General features: G+C 39.3%; 23 protein-coding genes and 1 tRNA gene. 14 read left to right on the top strand and 10 right to left on the bottom strand.

Going from position 1 to position 22765, the window contains the following annotated elements:
• Positions 1-255: 255 nt before the first annotated feature.
• Entirely contained in the window at positions 256-915 is a 660-nt protein-coding gene (locus ACFSR6_RS11665) for a winged helix-turn-helix domain-containing protein (RefSeq protein ID WP_379078935.1), read from the bottom strand.
• 142 nt (positions 916-1057) lie between these two features.
• Between ACFSR6_RS11665 and ACFSR6_RS11660 the strand changes: the two genes are divergently transcribed.
• Positions 1058-2356 carry a S41 family peptidase gene (locus ACFSR6_RS11660; protein WP_379078932.1) on the top strand — a complete coding sequence of 433 codons (1299 nt, stop codon included), beginning with the start codon at positions 1058-1060 and terminating at the stop codon, positions 2354-2356.
• A 286-nt stretch (positions 2357-2642) separates the two neighbouring features.
• On the opposite strand, the gene ACFSR6_RS11655 is transcribed toward ACFSR6_RS11660, so the two are convergent.
• From ACFSR6_RS11655 to ACFSR6_RS11630, 6 genes are all read right to left on the bottom strand, one after another.
• The gene (locus ACFSR6_RS11655) at positions 2643-3554 is read right to left on the bottom strand and encodes a retropepsin-like aspartic protease (RefSeq protein WP_379078930.1); all 912 of its coding nucleotides are present in this window, start codon (positions 3552-3554) and stop codon (positions 2643-2645) included.
• Positions 3555-3938: 384 nt separating this feature from the next.
• Positions 3939-4484: a helix-turn-helix domain-containing protein gene (locus ACFSR6_RS11650; protein WP_379078927.1), complete on the bottom strand. Its 546-nt coding sequence runs from the start codon at positions 4482-4484 to the stop codon at positions 3939-3941.
• Positions 4485-4687: 203 nt separating this feature from the next.
• Positions 4688-6448, bottom strand: coding sequence for a serine hydrolase domain-containing protein (locus ACFSR6_RS11645; protein ID WP_379078924.1), 1761 nt, complete (start codon positions 6446-6448; stop codon positions 4688-4690).
• A gap of 733 nt (positions 6449-7181) precedes the next feature.
• Positions 7182-7268 (bottom strand) — tRNA-Ser (locus ACFSR6_RS11640).
• Positions 7269-7358: 90 nt separating this feature from the next.
• Positions 7359-8789 (bottom strand): pyruvate kinase, encoded by a 1431-nt coding sequence (pyk, locus tag ACFSR6_RS11635; RefSeq protein ID WP_379078922.1) that lies wholly within the window; start codon positions 8787-8789, stop codon positions 7359-7361.
• Positions 8790-8940: 151 nt separating this feature from the next.
• The gene (locus tag ACFSR6_RS11630) at positions 8941-9360 is read right to left on the bottom strand and encodes an IPExxxVDY family protein (RefSeq protein WP_379078919.1); all 420 of its coding nucleotides are present in this window, start codon (positions 9358-9360) and stop codon (positions 8941-8943) included.
• 158 nt (positions 9361-9518) lie between these two features.
• On the opposite strand from ACFSR6_RS11630, the gene ACFSR6_RS11625 reads away from it, so the two are divergent.
• From ACFSR6_RS11625 to rnc, 3 genes are all read left to right on the top strand, one after another.
• Positions 9519-9755, top strand: coding sequence for an acyl carrier protein (locus ACFSR6_RS11625; protein ID WP_008508386.1), 237 nt, complete (start codon positions 9519-9521; stop codon positions 9753-9755).
• A 21-nt stretch (positions 9756-9776) separates the two neighbouring features.
• A complete protein-coding gene (gene fabF / locus ACFSR6_RS11620) occupies positions 9777-11030 on the top strand; it encodes a beta-ketoacyl-ACP synthase II (RefSeq protein ID WP_183767391.1) in 1254 nt (417 codons plus the stop codon).
• A 95-nt stretch (positions 11031-11125) separates the two neighbouring features.
• The gene (rnc, locus tag ACFSR6_RS11615) at positions 11126-11854 is read left to right on the top strand and encodes a ribonuclease III (RefSeq protein WP_379078916.1); all 729 of its coding nucleotides are present in this window, start codon (positions 11126-11128) and stop codon (positions 11852-11854) included.
• 162 nt (positions 11855-12016) lie between these two features.
• On the opposite strand, the gene ACFSR6_RS11610 is transcribed toward rnc, so the two are convergent.
• Together ACFSR6_RS11610 and ACFSR6_RS11605 are read right to left on the bottom strand one after the other, a co-directional pair.
• Positions 12017-12727, bottom strand: coding sequence for a hypothetical protein (locus ACFSR6_RS11610; protein WP_379078914.1), 711 nt, complete (start codon positions 12725-12727; stop codon positions 12017-12019).
• A 6-nt stretch (positions 12728-12733) separates the two neighbouring features.
• On the bottom strand, positions 12734-13450 hold the full coding sequence (locus tag ACFSR6_RS11605) for a hypothetical protein (RefSeq protein ID WP_379078911.1): 717 nt from the start codon (positions 13448-13450) through the stop codon (positions 12734-12736).
• A 222-nt stretch (positions 13451-13672) separates the two neighbouring features.
• Between ACFSR6_RS11605 and ACFSR6_RS11600 the strand changes: the two genes are divergently transcribed.
• The 7 genes from ACFSR6_RS11600 to ACFSR6_RS11570 all read left to right on the top strand — a co-directional run bounded on the left by ACFSR6_RS11600 (position 13673) and on the right by ACFSR6_RS11570 (position 19622).
• On the top strand, positions 13673-14401 hold the full coding sequence (locus tag ACFSR6_RS11600; protein ID WP_379078909.1) for a lysophospholipid acyltransferase family protein: 729 nt from the start codon (positions 13673-13675) through the stop codon (positions 14399-14401).
• A 421-nt stretch (positions 14402-14822) separates the two neighbouring features.
• Entirely contained in the window at positions 14823-15686 is an 864-nt protein-coding gene (locus ACFSR6_RS11595) for a YicC/YloC family endoribonuclease (RefSeq protein ID WP_379079634.1), read from the top strand.
• A gap of 58 nt (positions 15687-15744) precedes the next feature.
• A complete protein-coding gene (gene gmk / locus ACFSR6_RS11590) occupies positions 15745-16311 on the top strand; it encodes a guanylate kinase (protein ID WP_379078906.1) in 567 nt (188 codons plus the stop codon).
• 234 nt (positions 16312-16545) lie between these two features.
• Entirely contained in the window at positions 16546-16800 is a 255-nt protein-coding gene (locus tag ACFSR6_RS11585; RefSeq protein ID WP_456238602.1) for a four helix bundle protein, read from the top strand.
• 61 nt (positions 16801-16861) lie between these two features.
• Positions 16862-17437, top strand: a complete 576-nt coding sequence (gene nadD, locus ACFSR6_RS11580; protein ID WP_379078903.1) for a nicotinate (nicotinamide) nucleotide adenylyltransferase — start codon at positions 16862-16864, stop codon at positions 17435-17437.
• Between the two features lie 201 nt (positions 17438-17638).
• On the top strand, positions 17639-19258 hold the full coding sequence (locus ACFSR6_RS11575) for a glycoside hydrolase family 3 protein (protein WP_379079632.1): 1620 nt from the start codon (positions 17639-17641) through the stop codon (positions 19256-19258).
• 154 nt (positions 19259-19412) lie between these two features.
• The gene (locus tag ACFSR6_RS11570) at positions 19413-19622 is read left to right on the top strand and encodes a hypothetical protein (protein ID WP_379078900.1); all 210 of its coding nucleotides are present in this window, start codon (positions 19413-19415) and stop codon (positions 19620-19622) included.
• A gap of 62 nt (positions 19623-19684) precedes the next feature.
• Here the strand turns inward: ACFSR6_RS11570 and ACFSR6_RS11565 are convergent, their stop codons facing one another.
• Positions 19685-20218 carry a thioredoxin family protein gene (locus ACFSR6_RS11565; RefSeq protein ID WP_379078897.1) on the bottom strand — a complete coding sequence of 178 codons (534 nt, stop codon included), beginning with the start codon at positions 20216-20218 and terminating at the stop codon, positions 19685-19687.
• Positions 20219-20472: 254 nt separating this feature from the next.
• Here ACFSR6_RS11565 and ACFSR6_RS11560 point away from each other — a divergent pair, with 254 nt between their 5' ends.
• From ACFSR6_RS11560 to ACFSR6_RS11550, 3 genes are all read left to right on the top strand, one after another.
• Positions 20473-21132, top strand: coding sequence for a TatD family hydrolase (locus ACFSR6_RS11560; RefSeq protein ID WP_379078895.1), 660 nt, complete (start codon positions 20473-20475; stop codon positions 21130-21132).
• A 128-nt stretch (positions 21133-21260) separates the two neighbouring features.
• A complete protein-coding gene (locus tag ACFSR6_RS11555) occupies positions 21261-22055 on the top strand; it encodes a tRNA threonylcarbamoyladenosine dehydratase (RefSeq protein ID WP_379078892.1) in 795 nt (264 codons plus the stop codon).
• 131 nt (positions 22056-22186) lie between these two features.
• Entirely contained in the window at positions 22187-22711 is a 525-nt protein-coding gene (locus ACFSR6_RS11550) for an endonuclease domain-containing protein (RefSeq protein ID WP_379078890.1), read from the top strand.
• Positions 22712-22765 lie beyond the last annotated feature (54 nt).

The raw sequence follows: 22765 nt of genomic DNA, 5'->3' as shown, positions 1-22765 counted from the left end.
TTGAAATTAGCAATATCATTTGCCTCAGAATTATCTTTACCGGGCTTGGTACTATAAGAATTTTAGGATGGGACGCCCAAAAAACATTAGCAGTATTGATTTATACAGTGGCTGAGAAAATATATTCTTTCGTAAAAGACATTTCCATCACAGCATTATCCCTTTTTAATGTCAACAAAAGAAAGCACGTGCTAAGTATAAACGTGATTTTCATAATGTAAAGGGTCTATTGTGGGAACAGATCAATTTCTCCGGTCAGTTCCGTTTCGATTTGCGCCGTACCGATAATTCCTGTTTCAACTGATGAATCAACACTCTGTGTTTTTCCATGCTGTCTGGCACCTGCAACCTGCCATTAATGTAAAAAGAAGGCGGTCCATCTCCAATGGACACCAGCTTGTACTGTGTACCGTCAGGAGCGGAAGTCTCAATGGTATTCTCCGCAGTTTCCTCTGGTGCGGCGCTTACTTTTTCGTATAATACGCCTTTTTCAGACGCAGGCCTGGCATACCACCAGAAACCAGCCAACATCCCCAGCACTACGGCCATTCCTGCGGCAAATAATATTTTCGATCTTTTAGGTGAAGCACTGGCAGGATAACTAATACCTGTCCCAATCGTGTAGCCTTTTTTAGGCACCGTCCGGATAAGGTCTTTTTCCGTATCCTGCAAGGTCTTCCTGAGCAGTGCAATAGCATGGTTCAGTGCCTCACCCGCACCGCCATAATTATCCCACACCTCCCTGATTAGCAGTTCCCTTGAAACCAGGTTGCCGGCATCTTTCAACAAGAGCTCCAGCACTTGCATCAGGCGAGGCTCAAGTTTGGTGTCAACACCGGAAAAGTTATCTCTAATCAGGTGCAACTCCGGGTAAATCTGAAAACGGTTACGTATAATATAAGCGGGGCTATCCATCTTTTTATAATTGGATTACATACTGCTAAAATATTCAAAATAAACGGTCATTTCCAGCACTTATAAAATCTATAGCAAATCCATAGGTATTTTTTAACGGGTTTAGCCTCAACATGGCATAGGTTTGAAGAAAAATATTGCCATGAACAAAAAAAAGTATTTTGCCATCTTATGCCTGCTGCTGACCGGTTACTCAGCTATCGCACAATCTACTCGCAAGCTTACCGACAGCGTGTCCATCCTTTTAAGGCATGTCTACGTCTTTCCTGAAAAAGCAGAGGGGATGAGCAACCTTATCCAGAAAAAACAGAAGGCAGGAAAATATGAACAATTCGGCAAGCCTGGAGATTTAGCCACCATGCTTACCTCAGACCTTCGGTCGGTCTATGCCGACCGTCACCTGTTAGTCCGTTATGACCCCCAGCTCGAAAAAAGGATTAGCATCTTCAGCCAGACCAGGAAACAAGATACAACCTCAATCAGGCGTGAACAACGGCAGAATTTCTTTTTCAGAAAGGCGGAGATACTTCCAGGTAATATTGGGTACATTGATTTCAGCAATTTTCCGGATACCAATGCACTTTCGCGTCAGACTGTAAGGGCTACCTTTACCTTTGTGGCCCACACCGATGCGCTGATCATAGACCTTCGGGCTAACTTTGGCGGTAGTACGGCTATGGCCAGCGAGATATTAAGCTATTTCTTTCCTTCCAAAACCTATTTAGGACGGCAATATAATCGGATCGAGAATAGCTGGAAGGACGAATGGATTGTTAATGAGCCATCGGTAACAGGAGGGCTATCCCTATCCATGCCGGTGTATTTCCTGACCAGCAGGCATACTTTTTCAGCGGCTGAAGGTTTTGCCTACACATTGCAACAGTTGAAAAAGGCAAGGATTATTGGGCAACCAACTGCAGGCGGGGCACATGCCACACGCAGCTTTGCACTTGGGCAGGGCTACGTAGCTTTTATCCCCTTTACCCGAAGTGAGAATGCGGCATCACATACAGACTGGGAAGGTAACGGCGTTATTCCAGATGACACAAGCTCAGATACCAAGGCATTGGTCTCTGCTAAAGAGATCATTTACCGTCAGTTTCTCCATACCACAACCGACAGCACGGAGATACGAAAATTTACCTGGCTGCTGAATGACCTCAGAACGGCTTTGCCTGTTTCGGAAAAAGATCTCCCCATGTATTGCGGAAGTTTTGAGGAATTTACGTTTTTCGTAAAAGAAGGGCAACTGTGTGGAACAGCAGACCGGAAAGATCAGCCTTATACCCTGGCTTATCTTGGCAACAATCTTTTTAGGGGCAGCCAGTGGCTGGTCGAATTCATAAAGGACCAGTCAGGCAATTTTAGTATGATCAAACTATACTGGCCAGATGGATGGGTCGATACCATCAAAAGGTCGGCTAACCCAGAAAAATCTTAGGATCTACAACTTATAAAAGCAGTTTTTAAGATAAGCATCTATAATCTTGCTGTATTTTGTGAATTTATGTTATGGCATCGGATTAAAAGCAGAAGTAATGAAATATATTTCAGGGTGTTTCTCATCGATTTATTTTAAGTTTAATTATCGATCGGCCATATCCACAGGAATCTCTACATAGGGGCTATTGCTATGGAAAAAGCTATTGAGGTAATCAAAATGCCACAAAAATTTCTTTTGAGACTTAGCTGCTATGCCAGACTGTTTTGACGGTAATATTTGGCATCTATTTGTTTGATATTTGTCTCAAATAACTTTCATAGTTGAAATAAGGTTCATTGGTGAGTAAATTTGGTTTCAGGTATAATGCTCCTTTTTTGTTGTCTAAAATCACATTGAAGTGCTTCAAAATCTGGTTACCAAACAAACTTGCTTTGGCGTTGGGGACTGAAGGATCGGAAGCGTTGGTCACAATATCTTTAAACTCCACACCGCCAATATAAGCATCAAGGCGAATTATTTTTCTTCCATTGACTACAGTAAGAGGTTGCAATTCCTCCCAATTGTTTTCTAATCCTGTAAAATCATTCCCGATCAGCATAGATCCGTCTCTGCCGGTATCAAAAAGAAACCAAGAGCTATATTTTTTATTGTTATGTACAATTTCTACATTAAACATCGGCCGGTTTTGCACATAATAAACAGGCATTTTTTTATAGGCTTTGGCTTCAGGGGGCAGGTTTTCATAAATCATGAATTCCTTCTTATCATAATCAATTCCGATAATTTTGTCCCGGAAAAATCCGTTTCCGATGATGACGTCTTCAAAATCATCCATATTTCCAACCTCAGTCAGTTCAATATTATTCCATTGTAAGCCAGATATCTTCACTTGATTATCCACACTGGTTCTCTCCTTGTTTAGTCCATGAGTATTGCTTATCATTTTGTGTGAAGAAAATTCTAAACCGATTTTTTCAGAAGATTTTCTGTTAATCACGCTGGTTCCTGCTCCCAGATCAAACTGCAGAAGCACATTTTTGTTGTTGACCAGTCCATCAAAAAAAATCTTTGATTTAATCAGTTTGAAAGGCATTTTAATTGGATAAATATTTTTTGTTTCAAAATAAGCGATATCAGGAGGCAAAACAGACGCAATCTGAATGTGGCAACTATCTTTATCATTTAGTAAAACCACAAAATCATATTTTTTTTGAGGTTTGGTACGGATGATCAGTTCGTCCTGGTCTGTTTTGAATTTTATGACACTTTTCTTGGAAGGAATATTGACGTAATAAATATCAGGATTTGCTCCAGGTTCCAAATGCCAATCCATTTTAACGTTCTTTCCATCACTGATCCAGGCTTTCTCTGAAGCAGATCTGATGGTTCTGATTTTTTGCTGGCCAAAGCAGGTGTTTATTCCTAAAATAAAAATCAAGAAAATTTTTAATAACTGCTGATTCAAACTTGTTGCTACCATTCCGTATTTTTTTGTGCAAAGGAATGCAGTCGTTTTGTAAAATACGAAAATGAAGCCCGCCAATGTCACGTCAATTACCCGTCAGGAAACTGTCAACAATCATAACATATTGATATTAGGTAAAATACAATTCGGATTCCCTTTTCCCAAAACGAGTGAATTTCGGATGATGACAAACCCATTTACACCAATCCAAAGTACAGGGATAAGCATTTTTATGTTACTTTCTACCCCAAACCAGTCCTTCAAAATCAAGACAAAAATGAACAATACAATACCGATCAGCGTCCAGATGACCTGTATCGAGAGCAGTTGCTTATTGACTGGATTTTGCTGTTTCTTCCAAAGAATAAGAGCGAGTGGAATAAGAATATTTAACGGTGGAAAGCAAATAAATGGCAACGCAGAAAGATTTACAATCTTGTTCCATGTAAGCATATTTTGATTGTTGTTTTCAGGAATTTCTTTCCTTTCAAAGTACGATTCGTCAACTTGCAAAGCTTTAGCAAGAGCCTTAAGTGTAAAACCTTTTGGCATTTGCCCGGATTCTATCCGCTGAATGGTTCTCACGGAAATACCAGATTTTTCGGCCAATTCATCTTGTGTAAGACGAAGCTTTTCCCGTTGCTCTGTTAATTTCGACATCTTATTTTCCTTTATAATACTTTTACTAATTTATAAAAACAAGCTTTTATTTATACAATATCTGTTTAGTCTTTACTTACTTGGAAATACATTATGCCCGCTTCATAATAATATTGGGTTAGTTCTGGTTCCGAGTGTACAAAAGTTGCGGACTGATAGACACTCGTGTTTTTTAAAGGTTATAGAATTTTAAACGGTGCTGGTTATTTCCGAAAGGTAATACCTGCAAAATCGACCAATTGTTCCCCTTTACTAGTGCTAAAGGTAACTGTAAAACCGCCAAATCCGGCATTAACACCCGAGGAAAGCGCATGGTTATTGTCAATCACATCCAAAGGGATTTCGTTGGTACTACCCATTGTTTTGAGCCTGCACATCAACACCATATCAGCGGTAATATATAGCTCAATACTTTTAAACTTGCTGTCGCCGATGAGCATCTGGTAACCATACTGCTGATATAATCCTATCCGCTTTTGCCAAAGACCAATATCAATCGGTTTTAGTTGATAGCCCCAATTATACTCCCTTTGGCCGGCCCGCTGAATCAGATAATGATAGCCTTGGATATTGGTAAAGAAAAAACGCTGGTCACTTTTTTTCATAATTGTATCATTTCCTTTGATCTCATAAGGGGCATATTGATTTGCGCTGAGCGGTTTTAAAATAGTTGTTTTACCATTCTCCAGCATCTTGAGATATTTGTCCGCTACTGAAATAGTCGCGTAAGAGTTGGCTTTAGCATAACTGCCAGCGTGTTTCTTTAGCTCAGCAGGTGTCAATTGAACAATATGACCAGTATCACGAACCAATCCGGTTATCGGAGCGGGGAACAGATCAGAAATACGTAGGCCGAACCTTGGTAGTAGGTTAAAGCAGAAGTCTTCTGCTGCCTGCCCACCCTCGGCTGTATTGGTCATCACGATAACTGCGGCATTCTTTTGGGGAAAGAGCAGTAATTTGGCCTGGGCAAAACCAGCGCTACCTGCGTGATAAACGGCGAAAGTTGAGTCATTTTTGAACATAAACCAGCCCAAGCCTTTTTTGTTGCTCTCGATCGGTACCGACGCATTCTGAAGGCTGAACATCTCATGCAGAGTGCTTGCTTTAATAATAGTATTCGTTTCACCCCGGTAAGCCTTTAGCAGGCCGGTCGCGTATTTTGTAAAGTCATTCAGATCCGCATAAATGCCCCCAGAGGCGATATCGCGGAGTTCAAACTCCTGGAATTTTTGCCCATATGCATATATCTTACTCCGGTTCTTAAGACTGTCCATGGCGAATCCGCTATGCGACATTGCTAGTGGGGCAAGAATGTGGCGGCGAATATAACCAGCATAGTCCTCTTTACTGACGTTCTTAATGACATTACCCAGCAGATTGTAACCAGCATTCGAATAAAGTCCTACCATGCCAGCAGGGTATAACAAGTAGGTCTGGTTGACAAAGCCGGGAACGTCAGTATATTTTCCGCTTTCCAGATCTGAGTTTTTCCAGATGTCGGATTGTATACCAGAGGTATGCGTCATTACCGCTTTCAAGGTGATCTTACTCGGGCTGATGCCCGGCCTAACCATTGGGCGAAACTGCGGCAAGTAGTTTTTTAATGGTTTATTGATATCCAGCTTCCCCTGTTCATTCAACTGCATTAGTGCTAATGCAGTAAAGGTTTTGGTTATGGAACCGATATTGACCACGGTTTGGGGTGTCATCGCAATTTTGTTTTCTCGGTCGGCATAACCGAAGCCCTTTTCCCAGATCACTTTGCCGTCAATTATGATAGCAGCACTCAGTCCAACTATATGGTCAGATACCATTTTTTCCTGGAAATATTGTTCAGAAGTTTTGATAAGATTGGCCTGGTTGACAGGTTGCTGCGCGGCAGCACTGATAGTTATTAGCACAAGGAACATTAACCACAGCTTCATGTCGTGAAAGGTAACATTTTCAAAGTTAAATTGCAATTACCCTCTCATCATTTTATTCAAGCATCCATCAATCTTACAAGGCTTGACACCTCCAATTAACAGAAGAAGAATAAATTTCGCAGCACGATTTAGATTTGCAATTAGTTATCAGTTTGCATTTCTTGCAGTTTAATAAATGCTTAGCCATTTTCTGTCTTTAACATGATACTGAAATATAAATCTTATCAAAACTTCTGAACATGCAGCCCACCATTGGGGATTTCAGGGATAGTAGACACCGGATTTCAATCCAAAGTGTGCACCCGGCTTTAGTCCCTGGATCCAGGGAAATTTGATTCAATCTGTACCAAAGATAAAAGTTCATCCGAAATTTCAGCTTTCAGTTTTTAAAGGTCTGAATAGCGTTCATAATTATCAAGATGCACAATGATTTTACTATCTGACAATCAATATCTTACACGTATTCTCGTGTGTAATTTTCACAAAAAAGCAACTACACACGATTTCCACATGAAAACATTGAGTAAAATTGAAAAATTTGAAAAGTTTTAGCAGAAATTTCGGGGATAGAAAAAGAAGAAGGCCCAATAGAAAAAGGCTTTTCCTATACAGAAAGACCTTTCTTACAACTCAGTGCGGAGAAAGAGGGTCTCGAACCTAAGCCCGAAATGGCCGTCTATCAAGGACTTTTTTATTTTTTTGCCAATTTCACACGATTTCCACACGTGAATCCGTGGTACGTGATTTTTGGCATAAAAAAGTTCATTCGCGGAGAGAGAGGGATTCGAACCCTCGATACCGTTGCCAGTATACAAACTTTCCAGGCTTGCTCTTTCGACCACTCAGACACCTCTCCGTATTGGGATTGCAAAAATATATTTTTTATTGATAAAAAAAATGCCCCCGGGTTAAAATCGGGAGCATTTATATACTATGATATTAGAAATTAATCTATAACTGTAATTTTTAACATATTGGTCTTTCCTTTTGCTTCCATTGGAATAGCAGCAGTATTAATGACGATATCGCCTTGTTTAACCAATTTTTTGCTTTTTAAGAATTCGTTTACCTCAATAATGGTATTATCGGTACTTTCCCACTTATCGTAATAAAAGCCCCTAACGCCCCAAAGTAAACTTACCGCATTTAATAATGCCTTGTTACTGGTAAAAATAAAGGTTAAGGCTTCCGGACGGTGACTTGAAATTTCGAAAGCGGTATAACCACTTAATGTCATCGATACAATACCTACCGCATTGGTCTGTTTTGCAAGGAAACAAGCCGAATCGCAAATGGCATCGCTCAGGAAAGATGGCGATTTTGGTTTTAAGAATTTATCAGGGTTGAACGGATAGTTATTCTGTTCGATATTCTGGATGATTTTCTGCATGGTTTCGATAACGATCAACGGGAATTCCCCTACTGATGTTTCACCGCTCAACATCACGGCATCTGCACCATCCAGTACTGAATTGGCCACATCGTTCACCTCTGCACGGGTTGGACGAGGGGTGGTGATCATACTCTCTAACATCTGGGTGGCTACAATAACCGGTTTAGATGCCGCCCTGCATTTGGCAACGATCATTTTTTGCAATAATGGCACTTCTTCCATCGGGCACTCCACGCCCAAATCGCCACGGGCAACCATGATACCATCTGTTGCAGCAATAATTTCGTCGATATTGGCAATCGCCTCTGGTTTTTCTATTTTAGCAATAACACGTGCTGTTTTTCCACGCTCGGCAATAATTTTTTTCAGTTCAACAATGTCTTCCGCTTTACGTACGAAAGATAACCCGATCCATTCCACATCATTATCTAAAACGAAATCAAGATTTTCACGGTCTTCAGGCGTTAAAGAAGGGATGGAAACTTTGGTATTTGGAAGGTTAACCCCTTTTCTTGAAGTTAAAATGCCCCCATGAACTACTTCACACACCACTTCATCCTTTAAGTTGGTAGATAACACTTTCATCTGAAGTTTTCCATCATCCAAAAGGATAATTTCTCCTGCCTGAACATCCTGAGGGAAATTTTGGTAGGTAATATAAATGCGTTCTTCGTTACCAATGCATTCGTTGGTGGTAATGATGGTTTTGTTGCCATTGATTAGGTTGATACCGCCTTCTTTTACTAAACCGATACGGATTTTAGGCCCTTGTAAATCGGCAAGGATACCTACATTGTATTCGTATTTCTGGTTTAAATCGCGGATGGTATCTAAAACCGCCTGGTGATCTGCTTGTGATCCGTGCGAGAAGTTTAGACGGCAAACATCTAAACCTGCGTTAAACATACTGTATAATACATCTGGTTTTGCTGATGCTGGCCCAAGCGTGGCTACAATTTTGGTTCTCGAATGAAAAGGTTTCATTTAATTAATTGATTTTTAGCTATGCAGTTATTAGAACACTGAATGATGATCTAAATTAATCAAACTGCATTAAAATTTATATATTTTGTTCTTTTGTTCTTGGTTTGTAACTGTCAAATATAGTGTATTTAATACACCAAGTATATAATTTTTATATTACCAAATTCTCCTTGCTCTTCAACTTGGTGGGGTCTATTTTTGCAGCAACCTGAATATCAGGCAGTTTATTAAGTCCGTTTATAAGATAATCTAAATCCTCTTTATCAATAAATTCTTTAATGATAATAAAAAAATCTACCTTATTCATCTCGGGCACCAAAAAACCATCGCTGCTTTTATTACATATCAGGTAATATTCTACCTCGCCCTGCTCTACAAAAAAGTAATATTTGGAGAAACACCAGGCGGGCTCATCTACATTAAAAAATATTTCGTGGTCATCTATTTTTTCGAACTGCGTATTTAGCCGGGTATTAATTTTGTGGCAAAGTACATAGTCTTTAAGGGGAGCTGTTATCGCAATTAGTATAAAATCAAGGTCTAAGGTAAGTTTTAGGTATGTCTTATTCAAAGCGAAATAAATTATTTACAGAACGAAATTAAAAAACTAATTCTATATTCGCTGTGTTATTGAGATGGCAAAATTACGTATCGAAATAAAAACATTTGAAAATTGTAAGAATTTATTTTTCTTTGCACAGAATTATTTAACCATTAAATTATAAAATTATGTCTGATATTGCTTCAAGAGTTAAGGCTATTATCGTAGAAAAACTAGGTGTTGACGAAAGCGAAGTTACGCCAGAGGCTTCATTCACCAACGATTTAGGTGCAGATTCTTTAGATACCGTAGAGTTGATTATGGAATTTGAAAAAGAATTCAATGTAGCTATTCCTGATGATCAGGCTGAAACCATCGGTACTGTTGGTCAAGCGATTGCTTATTTGGAAAAAAACGTTAAATAGAATTACGCTTTTTCAGTATAAATGGAATTAAAAAGAGTAGTAGTAACAGGGTTGGGTGCGCTCACTCCCATAGGCAATAATGTTCCAGATTTTTGGGAAGGGTTGACTAAAGGGGTGAGTGGCGCTGCTCCTATTAAGGGTTTTAACACTGAAAAATTTAAAACTAAATTCGCTTGCGAGGTAAAAAACTTCAATCCCGAAGACTTTTTGGATAAAAAAGAAGCCCGTAAGTTAGATCCGTTTGTACAATATGCCCTTGTATCAACAGAAGAAGCGGTGAAAGACGGTGGTTTTGATTTTGAAAAATTAGATACCAACCGTATTGGTGTTATCTGGGGTGCAGGCATTGGTGGATTAAAAACTTTTTTGGATGAAATTTCAAATTTCGCCAAAGGAGACGGTACACCAAGATACAATCCATTTTTTATTCCTAAAATGATCGTTGATATCGCTCCAGGGCATATCTCTATCAAATACGGCTTGCGTGGGCCAAATTTTGCAACTGTTTCAGCATGTGCTTCTTCAACAAACGCCATGATCGATGCATTCAACTATATCCGTTTGGGTATGGCCGATGTAATCATCAGCGGGGGATCTGAAGCCATCATCAATGAGGCAGGTATGGGCGGTTTTAATGCCATGCATGCATTATCTACACGTAACGATGATCCGGCAACAGCATCACGTCCCTTTGATAAAGACCGTGACGGATTTGTAGCCGGTGAAGGTGCAGGAACCATTATTTTAGAAGAACTTGAACATGCAAAGGCAAGGGGTGCAAAAATTTATGCAGAACTTGTTGGCGGTGGAATGAGTGCCGATGCCAATCACATCACCGCACCACATCCTGAAGGTTTGGGAGCCAGAATGGTAATGACCAATGCACTAAAAGACGCTGGTTTAACAACTGCCGATATAGATTATATCAATGTACACGGTACTTCTACGCCGCTGGGCGATATCAGTGAAACCAAGGCCATTGGTACATTGTTTGGTGAAGATGCTTACAGGTTAAACATCAGCTCTACCAAATCGATGACTGGTCACCTTTTAGGTGCAGCCGGAGCTATTGAGGCTATTGCAGCAATTCTTTCTGTTAAAAATGATATTGTTCCTCCAACGATCAATCATTTTACAGATGATCCTGCATTTGACCCTAAATTGAATTTTACTTTCAACAAGGCGCAAAAACGTACTGTTAGGGCTGCTTTAAGTAATACATTCGGTTTTGGTGGCCATAACGCTTCTGTGATTTTCAAGAAATACGAAGATTAATTTAAAACAGCGCTACTATATAATTTTGTATGCTAATTAAAAATAGATAACTTAGTTAAATATGCTAATTAGCCGTTAATTGTGTTGTTTATTTAATGCCGATATTAAAATTATATAAACTTTATTTCTCTCCTGAAAAGGAGTTTGTTAAAAAGCTGAAAAATATTTTGGGCTTTGTTCCAGGCAATGTTACGCTTTATAAAATGGCGTTCAGACATCGCTCTGCAGCAAAAATCCTGAAAAACGGAAGCAGGAGCAGCAATGAACGCTTAGAATTTTTAGGCGATGCTGTTCTGGGTTCAGTAATAGCAGAGCTCCTTTTTAAACACTACCCGTACAAAGAGGAGGGTTTTTTAACCGAAATGCGCTCTAAAATCGTAAACCGGGCTAATCTAAACCAGCTGGCCAAAAAAATTGGTTTCGACAAACTTATCCAGTTTGATCAACGCTCGGTAAGTATCCAAACCAAGCACAATTCGATGTTGGGTGATGCCTTTGAAGCGATTGTGGGCGCTATTTATATGGATAAGGGCTACAATTTTACCAAAGAGTTTTTATTGCGCAGGATCGTAAAACCGCACATTGATATCCATACCCTCGAACTTACTGAAACCAATTTTAAAAGTAAACTCATCGAGTGGTGCCAGCGCCACGGTAAGGATGTAATGTTTGAACTGGTACAGAACGGTGATGGCGAAAGTGCAAAACTGTTTACCATCAGTGCCATTGTAGAGGGCGAACAATATGGCACAGGAAGAGATTACAACAAGAAAAATGCAGAAAAACTAGCTGCAGAGAAGGCTTGCGAAGCTTTGAGTATCTAAAGGTTTATTAGTTTACTGGTTTATTTGTAACCGCAAGCCGCTTACTGTAAACTGTATTTATTTAACTGGTTAACTGAAATCCAAATTCCTAATCAATCATGAGCAACTGTAACTAACACCCAAATGACTCAAGACTCCAGACTAAGGACTCCACACTAAATTCTACTTCCCTTTCCCGAGTGTATCTGTAAATTTTTTCGAAGATTCTTTAATATATTTAATATAATCGTAGCTGTTCCAATACTGGGCCTTGTCAAATTCAGGGCGACAGTTCAGCATATACTTCTCCAGGGTATCGCCCCTTAATTCAGTATTATTTTTAATGATCGTTTGGTTAAAATAAACATCAATCTGCGATTGCTTGATCTCATTGTCGGCATAACGGCTAAATCTTCGGGCATTTTTCGGATCGCTACCGATTAAATTATATAGCGCATTTAATGGACTAAATATAGCCGATAGAAATGTTGTTTTACCACCATTGTACACACCCTTCTTTTTAAACTCTCGTTTAATTTCGTCCAGGTCTTGCTTTTTGGTATTCCCTACAATGGTTACATCTGCCAATGTAGTACTTCCCCTAACCAGGTAAATGACCAGATCTTTTTCACTGTTCACCACCACATGCTGATCAATCAGGTCTCTTTTAGTCACCAGGAGTGTATCGCCAATCCTGGCTTTTAACTGGAACATACCGATATCGTTACTCCCAACTCCGATTCGAGTACGCAAATTGGTGATTTCTGATAATGCGATCCTGATATTGGAGCCTTTCTCAATGACCACACCTTTCACAATAAAATCCTGTGCTTTTGCGAAAAAGCCAACTGTTGTAAAAACGAAGAGTATTAGGGCAAATTTAAAGTTTCTCATGGGGTGTTAATTTGTTTGCTTCAAAGTATCGGTATATTTTTTAGCCGATTCTTTGATGTATTTAACAGCATCGTAATGGTTCCAATTAATTGTCATGCTGCGTGTCGGGTAATAGTCTAGCAGAAATTTATCAATATCTTTCCCTGTCAATGTAGTATTGTTCAAGACTAAACTTTTATTAAAAAACTTGTCTACCTCGATCAAACTTAACTCTTTTTTATAATAACGGTTAAAATTACGCGCTCTTGCGGGTGTTTTCCCAAAAAGCTCGTAAAAAAACGTTATAGGGCTGCCACCAAATGGATTTAATAGAATTAATGGTGGTTCACCCGCATAAAAAGAGCCATTATGCCTTAAATCGTGCTTAATATCTTCCATTTCCTGCTTCTTGGTTTGCCCTTTAACTGTAACCTCCTCTAACATTGTGTTCCCCCTAACCAAATAAACAACCAGGTCATCATTCGTTTTAACCACCACTTTTTGTTCATTCAGGTTTCTTTTTTGAATTAACAGCGTATCACCGATCCGGCTACTTAGCTGAAACATTCCGATATCGTTACTGGTTGTACCCATTTTACTACGGAGATTGGTAATACCAGCCAAGGCAATCCTGACATTAGAACCTCTTTCGATCACTATACCTTTCAATACAAAATCCTGGGCGCATACTTTAAAGCCTTGTATTAAAACGATCAGTAGAAGAATAATTTTCAAATGCTTCATTATTTTAAAATGGCAAGTTAAATTATCTGATAGCGCACAGACCAGGTTTATACCTTAACAGCAGATTGGTTTTGTTGTTTGTCTGCCGCCTTTATTGTTACATCTTAAGCAGAAAACTATTTAGCCACTGTAAACTGGATTAAAATAATTTCTTATCTGCCAATATTTTTGTAAAATTAACATTTGTTATCCTTGAAAACTGTTAAATAAACGTTAATAATCATGAGAAAACTAATAGGTGGATTGTATTTATTTTATTCAGCTAGTGTATTTTTCCTGCTCATGCTTATTGTTTGCCCCTTTATTATCATCAGTATGGGCATTTTTAAAGAGAAAACCGGTAGAAAAATTTCATTCTATTTTTTAAAATGCTGGGCTTGGGGTTTTAGCCTGTTTACCTTTTTATGGTTTTCGGCCAACGGCGCAAAAATTGATACTTCCCGGTCTTATATCTATGTTGGCAACCATAGTTCGTTTTTAGACGCTGTTGCCATTGTAATCTGTATACCACAGGCTTTTAGTCCGCTGGGGAAAATAGAAATGCTCAAAATCCCCGTATTTGGATGGATTTATAAACGTTTGGTGGTGATGATTGACAGGAGCAGCAGAGAAAGCCGCGACCATTCTGTAGCCGAGCTTCGAAAAGACCTGGCCGAGGGACAGTCAATTTTGATTTTCCCTGAAGGCACCATGAACAGATCTGAATTACCTTTGAATCCATTTTATGATGGGGCATTCCGTTTAGCCATAGAAACGCAGACACCGGTTTTACCTTTTGCCATATTGAACAGCAGGGCACATTTACCCCGTACTGATCCGCTTTTGCTAAACCCTGGATTGACTAAAACTGTATTTAGCGAAGCTATTGAGGTAAAAGGTTTAGGAGCAGAGGATCTGGAAAAATTAAAACAAAAAACGTTTAATGCTATTTTGGGGATGTTGGAAAAGTAACCTCAGATTCTTTTTATTTTTATTAGGAAACGAATGCTCCGGAACTTTTGGCTTAGCCAGCCCTGCCATCCACTGTAGCTCCGATAGAAGACCTGTGAAACAAGCAAGCACACCAAAATATAACATAAACCGGTGCTTAAATCGGAGGCTGCCGTTACTGTCAGGTTTAAAAACTGAGGTTCTGCATTCTGTAGGCAACAAGCCTCTGCCAAAAGCTACTCCACTTTGTACCTAAACCCAATTGCAGCGAACACGAAGTAAAGCGTAAAGCGGGGCGGCTTCTGCGATAAAAGACTGAACCTTGGTTTTCAAAATATCGGCGACATTATATTTTATTTGCAACTACCCACAATTCTGAGGCACTGACCATTATTATTTCTCCTTTCGGCTTAAAACCCTATCTTTGCGCATGATAAAATCCATGACAGGATACGGCTTAGCAACAGCCGATTATGCAAACGCAAAGTATAGTGTCGAAATCAAATCGCTCAACAGTAAATTTCTGGAGCTGAATTTAAAATACCCTAAAGCTTTTTCTGATAAAGAACTGATCTTGCGCAATATCTGCAGCAAAGACATTGAACGAGGAAAGGTAAGCTTAAACATCAATGTAGAACGCACCAATGGTGAAGTTACAGGTGCAACCATCAATACGGCATTATTAAGCCACTATTACAAACAACTTATTGCCGTTAACGAAGAGTTAGGTGCAGAGAGCAGCAATTTATTACAAACGGCATTAACTTTTCCCGATGTAATCAGCTATAAGGAAGAAAGCATAAGCGAAGATGAATGGAACCAGTTGTACCAGATTTTCACCTCAGCCCTGGCCAATTTCAATAAATTCAGGGAAGATGAGGGGGCTGTATTAAAGGCCGATCTGGAATTGAGGATTAAAAATATTCTTTCTTACTTTAAATCTGTTGAGGAACTGGAACCTAAAAGGATTTCGGCCATCCGCGATAAATTCAGTCAGTTTTTGGATGATGCCGTTGGTAAGGTAAATATAGATCAGAACCGTTTTGAGCAGGAATTAATCTATTACATAGATAAAATCGACATCACAGAGGAAAAAACTCGTTTAAAAAGCCATTGCGATTATTTCTTGCAAACGTTAACCAGCAAAGAAGCAAACGGCAAAAAATTAGGCTTTATTTCACAGGAAATTGGCCGCGAAATCAATACCATGGGAGCAAAAGCGAACGATGCCCAGATGCAGCAGTTTGTTGTAGGTATGAAAGAGGAATTAGAAAAGATAAAAGAACAATTACTGAATGTGTTGTAGCGTCAGGCGGAGAGCGATAAGCGCTTAACGCCTAACACCAATCGCAAAACTTTTAAAAATGCAAGGCAAATTAATTATATTTTCAGCACCATCAGGAGCAGGTAAAACGACTATAGTACATCATTTATTAAAAAAGTTTCCTGAACTGAGCTTTTCTATTTCTGCTACAACGCGCGAGCTACGTGGAGATGAAACACACGAAAACGACTACTATTTTATTAGCAAGGAAGAGTTTTTACACCGGGTTGCCCGCCAGGAATTTGTAGAGTTTGAAGAGGTTTATAACGGAACCTTTTACGGCACGCTGCGTTCAGAAATAGACCGCATCTGGAATGAAGGCAAACATGTAATTTTCGATATCGATGTAGAAGGTGGTTTACGTTTAAAAAGAAAATACGAAGAGGATGCACTGGCCATTTTTGTTCAGCCACCATCATTGGAAGTATTGAAAGAACGTTTAAGCGGCCGTGGAACAGATAGCCCTGAAAAATTGCAGGAACGGTTTATTAAAGCCGAAAAAGAATTACTTTATGCAGATAAATTCGATGTAGTCTTAAAAAATTTCGATCTTAATACCGCCTGTGCAGAAGCGGAGCAGTTGGTTGGGGATTTCTTGAAAAGTTAGCAGTTTGCGATTTGCAGTTTTCAGCAGGCAAACACTGGTCTGGAAATAGAGAAATTTATAGTTTGCAGTATTGGAAAGATAAAAGCAGCGAAACAAACATTTAAATAACAGATTCAGGATATTTTATGGGCAATTTTTTTGATTTATTAGTGTATAAGAAGTCATTTGAGTTGCCCATAGATATTTTTGAAATCAGCAAATCTTTTCTCAAAGAAGAAATTTATTCATTAACCGATCAGAAGATCTTCGCGTTCTACCAACATTTGCTTAGTTGAAGCTTATAGAAAACGTCGATATAAAGCTCATTTCATCAGTAAACTTTCGGATAGCGACATGGAAAATAGCGAAACTAGAGGTTGGCTAAAATTTGCTTTCGAGTGCAAATACCTCACCAAAGAACAATACGAAAAATTAACTACTCAAAGTGATGAGATTGGAAAACTCCTAAACCACATGATGAGCAATCCTGAAAAATATGGCGTTGCTTAACTGTTTTAGTAATTTTAATTAGTATTATCCAACTGAAAAATGTCAACTGAAAACCGCAAACATGAAAACTGGACTCTTCTTCGGTTCTTATAACCCCATCCATACCGGTCACTTAATTATTGCCAACTACATGGCTAACCATACCGGACTCGATGAGGTTTGGCTGGTGGTTTCGCCGCATAACCCATTAAAAGATAAAAACGGTTTAACCAATATGTACGATCGTTTAGAAATGGCCAAACTGGCAACCGAAAATGCCGAACACATCCGTGTGAGCGACATTGAATTTGCACTGCCACAGCCTTCATATACGATTGATACCTTAACTTATCTCCACGAGAAATACCCTGAGAAGCAATTTGTATTGATTATGGGTGCCGACAACCTGGTTTCCTTCAAAAAGTGGAAAAACTACGAAGTATTATTAAAAAATTACCAGATTTACGTATATCCCCGCCCCGGAGCTGATGTAACAGAATGGCAAAACCATCCGGCCATTACTTTTACCCAAACACCCCTGATGGAGATTTCTTCAACCTTTATCCGTAAGGCAATTAAAGCACAAAAGAATGTACAGTTTTTCCTACCCGATAAGGTAATTAATTTTATTGAAGGCAAGGGGATGTATAAGTCTTAAGCTAATATCGGCTTAATCAGCACTTTTATTAAAATACTGTATTAAATCGATTACCTGGACGAGTTTTTGTTTAATACGGCTTTGGTTTATTAATTTAGCTGACCTGATACAACAAAATAAGTGAAAAAAAATATTTTTATACTCATTGCCCTTTGCGGAACTGCATTTTCTGGCAGCGCACAGCAAAAAACCTATTTAGAAATGTTAGCCAATCAGCCCAGGTGGGTCGATTCGGTTTTTAATAAGCTAAATCGAAGAGAGCGCATTGCTCAAATGTTCTTTGTACGTGCACACACCAATCTGGGCCAGAAATATACCGATTCGGTTGGCCAGGTAATTAAAAGGGAACAGTTAGGTGGGGTAATCTTTTTTCAGGGTGGTCCGGGCCGGCAGGCCATTGCCACCAATGCTTACCAGAAATTGAGCCATGTGCCTTTAATTGTAGCTAACGATGGCGAATGGGGTTTGGGTATGCGCTTAGACAGTACCATTTCTTATCCTTACCAAATGACCCTGGGTGCAATCCAAAACAAGGAACTTATATACAAAATGGGTCTAGAGGTAGCCAAAGATTATAAGCGCATGGGCATGCAAATGAATTTAGCTCCTGATGCCGACATTAACAATAATCCTAAAAACCCGGTGATTAATTACCGTTCGTTTGGCGAAAATAAATATAACGTAGCAACCAAAGTTGCAGCTTATATGAAGGGTATGCAGGATGGTGGTTTATTAACCACTTTAAAGCATTTTCCGGGCCATGGCGATACCGATGTGGATTCGCATTACGATTTACCTCAGCTTACCTTTTCAGCTACCCGGTTAGATACCCTGGAGATGTACCCTTTTAGAGAACTGATTAAGCAGGGGGCATCGGGGGTGATGATAGCGCACATGAATATCCCTTCGCTTGATAATACACCAAACTTACCTTCTACCCTTTCCAAACCCATTGTTACCGGCATTTTAAAGCAAAAACTCGGATTTAAAGGCTTAATCATTTCTGATGCGATGGACATGAAAGGTGTGGTTAAATATTTCAAAAACGGCGAAGCCGATTTAATGGGTATTATTGCCGGTAACGATATTCTGGAGCTTTCTGAAAACAGCGACAGGGCCATTAAGCTTGTGCGTAAAGCGGTTAGGCAAGACCGGATAAGCATGAAAGACATCGATGCCAGCGTACGCAAGATATTAACCGCTAAATACTGGGCGGGTTTAGCCAAAAAAGATACAATAGTAACACAGGGTATAGTTGCTGCTGTTAACCGGAATGCCAGCAATGCACTGGTGCAGGAACTCGCCAATGCTTCAGTTACTTTGTTAAAGGGTAAAGATTACATAAAACGGTTAATACCGATTAGAAGAACGGCTATTATCAGTATCGGTGTACCTTCTGTTACCACTTTCCAGAAAGAAATTGCCAAAGGTTACTATAACTCGGTTTATTATGTCCTGGATAAAGATGCCAACCCAACACAAATCTCGAATATTGCCCGCGAAATCAGCGCTTTTGACCAGGTTATTGTAGGTATACATGATAGCAGATCAAGGCCCGCAAACAACATACCACTAAATGCAGGAGTAAAGAATTTTATTAAAGAATTATCAGGAAAAAATGCTGTTTTTGCCTTATTTGCTAATCCATACAACCTGGCAGGGTTACCAGGACTGGAAAATAGCAAAGGACTTGTTGTAGCCTATCAAAAAGAAGATTACATGCAAATTTCGGCCGCAGCCGTAATTAATAACAGATTGGTGCCAACGGGTAAATTACCGGTAAGTGTAGCGCCGAATTATAAATTTGGAGAAGGCCAATAGTGTTTAACCAAACGGGCACAGATTGCATAAAAATTAGCAATCAATTGTTTTGGCCCCTTCGCTTTAAACTTTAGTCTTTCCGCTTTAGCCTTTCTGCTTTTTTTAAAACAATTTCAGGCTGAAAACGATTAATCTATTATAAAAACTCAATGTTATGATAGACCCGGAAGATGACGATTATTCAAACGATCCTAACGATGCACTGCGCAGAGAGGACGAAGTAGAAAACATCAACGAAATTAGTGGTGATGATACCAGTATCGAACATGATAAAGACCTGCTGGAACAGGCCGACAGGGCTTCGAGAGCGTCTTACGAGCTGAACTTCGATGATGAAGACGAGGATGATGATTTAGATGATTAAAAAAGGCGGCAGATTAGATTAACAATATGATCTGCCGCCATTTATTCAAAAGTTTTATAAAACTACTTTGCTTTTGGCTTATACGTTTCCGGATTAACCGCAGTGGTGGTCCATCCTTTTAAAAACGCTGTTATTTTCTTTACATCGTGACCAACTTTCTTTTTACCGTTAGCTCCAACCTCTTCAGTTTCTAAATAGGAAGAATTTTCAATGTGCAATACTTTTCCTTTTCCATCCAAAACTAAAAACACCGGAAAACCGAAACGTTGTGGGTAGCCTAAACTGGCTAAAACACTTTCGTTTTTATTTTCAGGGCTGTAGTTAACCAATACCGTTTCGAAGTTATCGTTGATGTATTTTTTCAATGTAGCAGTACTATCAACCAAATTGTGGAAAGCAATGCACCAGCTGCACCAGTTACCGCCAACCTGTAATAAAACATGCTTATTTTCTTTCGATGCCTTTGCAACCGCCGCTGCAATATCTGCTTTGGCATCGGCCTGAGGGTTATAAATATGAACCCCTTCTTTTTTTGCTTGACTAAAAGTTGTAGTCGCAAATAATAAAGCGGTTAATAAAATGACTAATCGTTTCATAAGTTTTAAGAATAATAAACACAAATCTAATAAAGTCTAGTGATGAGATAGATTATTCGCAAATTCTTTACAGAAGGGAAACATTCATTGGTCATTGGTCATTGGTCATTGGTCATTGGTCATTGGTCATTGGTCATTGGTCATTAATGGAATTGTTTTTGCCAAAAGGTTTAATCAAGCTTGTCATTTTTCCATTTCCTACACCTTCCATCTTAATATTTTCCCTATTCCATTTTCTTTATCTTTGTATTTCCATGGATTTTTTAGACATACATACCCATAAAACTGCTATACAAAAAGGGGTAACCAGCATTCAAAGCTTGTCGTTAACAAACGATATCTTTTTAGCTATGCCTAAAACAAAGCCAATTTCGGTTGGTTTGCACCCATGGTTTGCCAAAATTGATCACTTAGAATTTCAAATGAAATATTTAACTGTGGTGGCCAATCAAACGAATGTAAAACAGATCGGTGAATGTGGACTAGATCGATTGAGGGGCGAAAACCTGGAAAATCAGATCATCATCCTTGAAAAACAGATCGAACTCGCCGAAAAAATACAGAAACCACTAATTTTACACTGTGTTAAATGTTTTTCAGAATTAATCGCGGTTAAAGAAAGATTAAAGGTGAAAGTTCCTATGATTATCCATGGTTTTAATAAAAATGAAGCACTTGGCAAACAGCTATTAGATAAAGGTTTTATGCTTTCCTTCGGTACAGCAGCTTTAAAAGCAGCTTCTGGCGCAGCAAAACTGATTGAAAACACCGATCACTTCTTCCTGGAAACCGACGATTCAGATATCTCCATTCAGGAAATTTACCAGGCCGCAGCCATTTTAAAAAAATGTAGCGTTGATGAGCTTAAAGCTCGTATTTTTGCCGACTGGAATAAATTGAATTTAAAAAACTAGCCACGGATGTGCAGAAAGCACGGAAAGTTTTCTTAGCTAATGCAAGATCCATTGAGTTATAAGTTGTGTCCATCCCCGCCTGAATGGCAGGGCAGGCTTTTCATCTGTGGTTAAATACAAGAATTGATATGTCTGATGTAAGCTGGCTTTCGCGCTCTGCGCTCCTTGTTGGAAATGATGGAATTGAAAAACTCCAATCGAAACATGTTCTGGTTATCGGTTTGGGGGGTGTAGGTTCTTTTGCTGCCGAATTTATTTGCCGCTCCGGTATTGGTGAAATGACGATCGTAGATGGCGACGTGGTAGATCCCACCAACCGAAACAGGCAATTGCCGGCATTGGCAACCAATCATGGGGTAAGCAAGGCTGCAATTATGCAGGAACGCTTACTGGCGATTAACCCTGCCCTGAAACTGCATGTGGTAAGCACTTTTTTAACCCCTGAAAAATGCAGGGAAATCCTGGAGTCTGATTTCGATTATGTAATGGATTGTATTGATAGCGTAATGCCAAAAATCACTTTACTCTCCACAGCACTTCAAAAAAACATACCGATCGTAAGTTCGATGGGGGCCGGTGGCAAAATGGATCCAACCAAACTAAGAATTACTTTACTTCCCGAAACCTACCAATGTGTTTTTGCCAGTTATGTACGCAAACGGTTGAACAAACTTGAAAATTCGGCTAAAATTAAAGCTGTTTTCTCCACTGAAGGAGTAGACAAAAACTCGATGATTATGACCGACGGAAGCAATTTTAAACGCTCGGCTTATGGTACCATTTCCTATTTACCTGCAGCCTTTGGCGGGGCCTGTGCATCAGTTGTAATTCGCGACCTGCTTAATTTACCTATTGAAATGGCTCAACGGCCAGCAAGAATCAGCTTAAAAACCATTCAGAAAAAGAAGAAGAAAAAGGCCTGATGTTGATATCATGATTTCGGGAAAATTTTAAATTGTTGTAAGTTAGGGCAAGAAAATAGCTTGAGCTATTAATTACCACTCCGCCCTGCGGGCATCTACCGGTGTATCGGGAGGAATAACACAACTAAAAAATGCAAAAAAAAATTAACCCCGATGCCGGTTTAGGCGCCCAGCATTCCCCTCTCTCAGAGGGGTGTCCGAAGGACGGGGTGTTAAAAAATACTTTGCAAAAAGAAATTGTAATAAACGGGATAACTTTAACCACAAGACCGATTGCTAACCTAACTTATCAACCCCGATTAAGAGAAAGGGCAAAAGCATTACATCAGGCGCAAAATTTACCTGAAGTATTATTCTGGATGCAGGTAACAAAAAAACGCTTTCACAAAATAGATTTTGATCGACAACGTATAATAGGTAATTATATAGTTGATTTTTACATCAAGCAGCTTGGTCTTGTAATCGAAATTGATGGCTGCAGTCATGATGACAAACAAGATTATGATAAGCAAAGAGAAGATTATTTAATTTCTCTGGGATTAAAAATTTACCGCATAACAGTTGACGACGTAATGAAACAAATGGAGTTCGTGATCATGGGTTTGGAAGAATATATTATTACAACGTATGGAAATCAACCGCCACTAATTAAATAAATTTAGAGATAATAATTAACCACCCCGCCCTGCGGGCACCCCTCCAAAGGAGGG

The organism is Pedobacter vanadiisoli, from assembly GCF_042684385.1.
Lineage (GTDB): Bacteria > Bacteroidota > Bacteroidia > Sphingobacteriales > Sphingobacteriaceae > Pedobacter > Pedobacter vanadiisoli.
This window is presented reverse-complemented; position numbering and strand designations above follow the sequence as displayed.